General features: G+C 74.0%; 4 protein-coding genes. 3 read left to right on the top strand and 1 reads right to left on the bottom strand.

Annotated features, from left to right (window positions below):
- The first annotated feature begins 2 nt into the window (after positions 1 to 2).
- On the top strand, positions 3 to 665 hold the full coding sequence (locus tag AB8Z36_RS30870; RefSeq protein WP_369216688.1) for a L,D-transpeptidase: 663 nt from the start codon (positions 3 to 5) through the stop codon (positions 663 to 665).
- Between the two features lie 56 nt (positions 666 to 721).
- Here AB8Z36_RS30870 and AB8Z36_RS30865 read toward each other — a convergent pair whose 3' ends face one another.
- Positions 722 to 2,443 carry a choice-of-anchor A family protein gene (locus AB8Z36_RS30865; protein WP_369216687.1) on the bottom strand — a complete coding sequence of 574 codons (1,722 nt, stop codon included), beginning with the start codon at positions 2,441 to 2,443 and terminating at the stop codon, positions 722 to 724.
- Between the two features lie 293 nt (positions 2,444 to 2,736).
- On the opposite strand from AB8Z36_RS30865, the gene AB8Z36_RS30860 reads away from it, so the two are divergent.
- Positions 2,737 to 3,651, top strand: a complete 915-nt coding sequence (locus AB8Z36_RS30860) for a glycoside hydrolase family 16 protein (protein ID WP_369216686.1) — start codon at positions 2,737 to 2,739, stop codon at positions 3,649 to 3,651.
- Between the two features lie 136 nt (positions 3,652 to 3,787).
- Entirely contained in the window at positions 3,788 to 5,269 is a 1,482-nt protein-coding gene (locus AB8Z36_RS30855; protein ID WP_369216689.1) for an esterase, read from the top strand.
- The last annotated feature ends 88 nt before the right edge of the window (positions 5,270 to 5,357 follow it).

Below are 5,357 nucleotides of genomic sequence, written 5' to 3'. Positions count from 1 at the left end.
TCGTGGCTCTCCTCCTGGCCGCCGCCGCTCTTCCGGCCGCCGTCGCCGCCCCCGCGACGGCCGGTCCCGGCGAGCCGCCCTGCCGCGCGGGCACCGCGCCCTACCAGCGCGAACTGGAGCGGGAGCTGGGCCGTCCGGTCGACGGGCGGCAGTCCGTCGCCGACTGCGAGGCCATCCGCGCGCTCCAGAAGCGCCTCGGCATCAGCCCGGCGGACGGCCGCGCCTCGCTGCGCACCTACCGCTACGCCGTCGCCGACCGCGTCCGCCGCGACCCGGCCGAGCGCCGCGCCTGCCCCGTGCGGCCGTACCGCGTGACGTGTGTGGACCTGGCGCGGCAGGTGCTGTGGGCGCAGAGCGGGAACCGGCTGGTCTTCGGCCCGGTGCCGGTCCGCAGCGGCCGTGACGGCCTGGAGACCCGGCGCGGCTGGCAGCGGATCTACTGGAAGCACCTCGACCACTACTCCACGATCTACCGGGTGCGGATGCCGTACGCGCAGTTCTTCAACGGCGGCCAGGCCCTGCACGGCACCCACGACGACCTGTTCTCCTCGGGCTCGGGGGGCTGTGTGAACCTCGCCATCGACGACGCCCGGCGCCTCTACGACCTGCTGCTCACGGGCGATCTCCTCTACCTCTGGGGAACGAAGCCGGGCACCGGCGCCTGAGAGCCGGTGCCAGGAGCCACCGAGGGCCGGTGCCCGGGTCCGCTCCCGTCATCCCGTCACTTCTTCTTCTTGCCGCCGCCGCGCGCGTTGGTGAGCGTCACCGTGACGCCCTTGTCCGCGTTGCCCGCCGTGACCGCGTGCGGTCCGCTCACCGGGTTCTTGGGCAGCACATAGCCGTCGGGCACATCGGTCTCGCGCAGGTAGTACGCGCCGAGGTCGAGGTCCTTGTACACACAGCGGCCCGCGCCGTCCGTGGCGCAGCCGCTGTCCACGAGGGTGTCCCGGCTGCCGGTGGTCTGGAGACCGTCCCGTCCGTTGGTCTCGCGCCACAGCTCGAAGACGGCTCCGGCCAGCGGCCTGCCCGTCTTCGCGTCCCTCTTGACGACGGTCACGCCGCCCTTGACGTCGTCGGGCTTCTCCTTGCTGTTGGCGGCCGTGAGCGACACGCCCTGCGCGGCGTTGCCCTCGGTGAGCCGCAGCGGTCCGAAGACGGCGGGGTCGGGGAGGGCGTAGCCGTCGGGGGCCTTGGTCTCGCGCCAGTAGTACGTGCCGAGGGGCACCGTCCGCGCACACGTCCCCCGCACCCCGGTGCGGCAGGAGTCGCCGGTCTCCGTGTCCGGGTCGGCGCCGGAGGTCTGGAGACCGGCCCGGCCGTTGGTCTCGCGCCACAGCTCGAAGACGGCGCCCGCGAGCGGTGCGCCGCCGTCCTCGTCGGTCTTGACGACGGCGACCCGGCCGGTGACGGCGGGCGTGTCCGCGCAGTCGGGCAGGTCACCGTCGAAGGGGTAGTTGTGGAACTCCTGCCCGCCGCCGCCGGACGCCGCGCTGGTGTGCGTGAGGGAGCCGGTGGTGAAGAAGCGGCCGTTCATGCCCGGCACGCTGACCGTCGTGCGCGAGGCCTGGTTGCCGATGAGCACGCTGCCCTGGAACATCCCGGTGCCCTTGAACTCCACGGACGTGGCGTCCGGGACGTTCCACAGCAGCCGCCCCCGCAGCTTGTTGAACGCGCTGCTGTCGTCGATGGTTCCGCTGTAGGTGTTCACCGTACGGTCGGTGCCGAGCACGTTGACCAGGACCGTGGCGCCGTCCGGGATGCCCTCGAAGCGGATGCCCTCCTGGCCGCCGCTGCCGCTCATCATGTCGAAGTCGACGTTGAAGACCTGGAGCCGCGAGGTGTTGTCCCCGGTGAACAGCGTCTCGCCGCCCGCGTGCACGGCCCGGCCGGTGGGCGTGCGGGTGCCGCCGTCCGGGTGGGCGTAGCACTGGCTCGCCTCGGTCAGCTCGTCCCGCAGCGGCTCGTACGGCCCGGCGGCGCCGGCGTCCTCGCGCACGGTCGCGCGGATGGTGCCCGAGGCGTCACCCGCGTGCCGTACGACCCCGCCCTCGGCGAGGAGCCGCTGGCCGGTGGCGACCCTGACGTCCCCGCCGGTGGTGAGCCAGTCCGCGCCGACCGGGGGCGCCACCCGGGAGCCGACACCGGCCTCGCCGACGTTGTAGACGGCGGACCCGCCCGCCGCCTTGTCCTGGTCGAAGTCGCCGAGGACGACGACGCGCCCCTCGGCCTCGGCGGCCCGCCCCCGGACGAGGAAGTCGCCGCCCACGTACAGGTTGACGGCGTTGTCGCGGTAGCGGATCTGCCCGTTGTTGACGGGCGGATAGCCGTCGGGCGGGCAGGTGCCGGGGACGCAGGGGCCGAGCCCGCCGGGCAGCGGCCTGGCGGCGGCTGCGGCCGTGGCGGGCGCCGCGTGCGCACCCGCCGGTGCGGAGTGCGCGCTCACGGGCACGGCGGTCAGGCCGCTCCCCGCGATGACGCCTGCCCCGGCGCCGACGAGAGCCAGACATCTCGTCGCGGACCGGAGAGTGAGGGGGCGAGGGGTGTGCACATCAGCTCCTCTGAAGATCGACGGACGTGCAGGAGGCTTGCACGCGTGCGCTACCCGGCCGGTCAACCGATCCGCGCGTACACCACAAGAGCACCGCAAAGGAGGAGCCCCGCGAGGATGGCGGGGCCCCGGACGCTGGGCGAGGATGGCTCCTTTCCAGTGGGGCGTCCGGGAGCGGAGGCAGCGCGATGGGATCACACGCGGCGGCGACGGGACGGCGCGGGCGCAGGCCCCTGGTGGTCGGCGCGGTCGGCGCGGCCCTCATCGGGGCGCTCCTGTGCGTCCCGAGCGCGGGCGGCGCGCCCGTCTCCGCCGATGCCTGCCGCACCGGGGGGACCGCGATGCCGCGCGGCGACTGCGGCCCGTTCTGGCAGGTCCTCGCGGAGGACTTCAACGGCGACCGGGTGCCGCTCGGCGCGTTCAGCGACTGCGACCACCACGCCGACACCTCCGCCGCGTACTGCGCTGGGCTCGAAGGCGCCTACCGCGACAACTGGTGGGCCTACCCCGCGGGGTGGCCCGACACGGCGCACGACCGCGACCGCGACGTCGTCGGCGTCTACCACCCCGAGGACACCGTGAGCGTGGGACCCGCTCAGGACGGCGACGGCCGCATGCGCATCCGGATGTGGCGGCCCGCCGACGGAGGACCCGTCCATTCCTCGGCGGTGGTACCACGTGCCGTCATGCAGATGAAGTACGGCAAGTACAGCGCCCGCATCAAAGTGACCAGGCAGGCCCCCGGGTACAAGTCGGCCTGGCTGCACTACGGCGGCGGCTGCGAGATGGACCATCCGGAGGGCGAGTGGACCGGTTCCCTCTCCGCCTTCCACCACCCGTGCGGAGGGGGCGAGCAGGGCTCGTTCGAGGGCGCGGACGACTGGACCGAGTGGCACACCGTGTCGACCGAGTGGACGCCGGGACACGTCAGGTTCTTCGTGGACGGACGGCAGACGGGACACGACACCAGGGGCGTGCCGGACAAGCCGCTCTCCTGGGTCCTGCAGAACGAGAGCGCGCTAGAAGGTCCGGGAGCGGCGCCCGGCAGCAGCGCGCAACTGGAGGTCACCTGGGTGACGGCGTACGCGTACGGGTGGAGGTGAGCCCTCCGCACCCGGAGGTGAAATTCCGTACAACCCTTGCGCACCATGCGGTGTCGAACAGGGCGCCGGACAAGGAACGGGCCCTTTCCGGACACCCCCGCGCCTGCCCGGCCACCTTCCTTCCATGGAGCCGCTCGTGCGCAAGAACCGTTCGGCCGCCCTCGCCGCGGCATCGTTCCTTCTGCTGACCGGGGCCGGTATCGCCGCCGCCCCCGCCGCCTTCGCCGGCACCCCTGGGGGTACGCACGCCGACGACCGCAACAGCGACTTCAACGGCGACGGATACGAGGACGTGCTGGTCGGCGCCCCGGGCGCCACGGTGAGCGGTGCCAAGGGAGCGGGCCTCGTCACGGTCCAGTACGGCTCCACCAGAGGCATCGGCACCAGCAACGCGGCCCGCTTCAGCCAGTCGACGGCCGGTGTCGCGGGCGCCGCCGAGGCGGGCGACGCCTTCGGCAAGGCCGTCGCCACGGGCGACCTCGACGGCGACGGCTACGACGACGCGGTCATCGGCATCCCGGGCGAGGACCTCGGCGACACGGCCGACGCGGGCGGCGTCGCGATCCTGTGGGGCTCGAAGGCGGGCCTCAAGGGCTCGGCGAGCGACTGGCTCGAAACGCAGGAGCCGACCAGGAACGAGCGGTTCGGCTCCGGCCTGGCCGCCGCCCACTTCACCGGCGAGACGCCGGGCGACCTGCTCGCCGTCATGGACGCCCAGGACGTGGAGCTCTTCGCCTACGACGCCGCGCCGCAGGCCCGCGGCGAGGTGCCGCTGCGCCGCCAGGCCACCGAGCGGCTCGCCAAGGCGGCCGAGGACCGGCGGATCGCGCCCAAGTCCCTCACCACCGGTGACTACGACGACAACGGCTACGCGGACCTCGTCGTCTCCGGGGTGACCATCGGCGACGAGGAGCCGGGGCACGGCTGGTCGGTGCAGTTCGCGGGCGGCGCCGACGGCCTGGCGTACCGGAACGAGCTGCGCGGCGGCCCCGCAGCGGCCTCGGGCGACATCAACCACGACGGCTACGACGACCTCGTGACCGGCGAGCCCGCCTCGCCGGACGACGGGGGCGAGACGCTGACCGGCGGCCTGGTCGGCGTGCGCTACGGCACCGAGGACGGACTGGTCGACGAGGCCAAGTGGTGGACGCAGGACGCGCCCGGCGTGCCGGGCGTCGCCGAGCGCGGGGACGGCTGGGGCGCCGACCTCTCCGTCGCGGACACCAACGGCGACGGGTACGCGGACGTGGCCATCGGCGCGCCCGGCGAGGACATCGGCACGGTCGCCGACGCGGGCGCGGTGTGGGTGCTGCGGGGCTCGGCGAACGGGATGACGGCGACCGGCGCCAAGTCCTTCGACCAGGACACGGCGGACATCCCCGGGGTGCCGGAGAAGGGTGACAAGTGGGGCGCGCAGGTGCGGCTCACGGACCCCAACCGCGACGGTAGGTCCGGCCTGCTCGCCGCGGCACCCGGCGAGAACACCGGGGACGGCTTCGTCTGGACCCTGTCGGCGAACTCGGGCGGCGTGACCGCGTCGGGCGCCTGGTCCTTCGGCGCGGCGACGCTCGGGGCACCGGCCACGAAGGCGGCGTTCGGCGCGGCGATCGACGAGTGAGCCGGGGACGCGGTCGTGAGCGGGCGCACCGCCTCGGGCGCCCCGTCCCACGACCGCGTCCGCGCGTTCGGAGCCTGTGTTCTCAGCC

This window comes from Streptomyces flavofungini (assembly GCF_041028215.1).
Lineage (GTDB): Bacteria > Actinomycetota > Actinomycetes > Streptomycetales > Streptomycetaceae > Streptomyces > Streptomyces flavofungini_B.
This window is presented reverse-complemented; position numbering and strand designations above follow the sequence as displayed.

Excerpts from the sequence above, each read along its gene's own strand:
- AB8Z36_RS30860 (WP_369216686.1), top strand. The coding sequence starts at position 2,737 with ATGGGATCACACGCGGCGGCGACGGGACGGCGCGGGCGCAGGCCCCTG.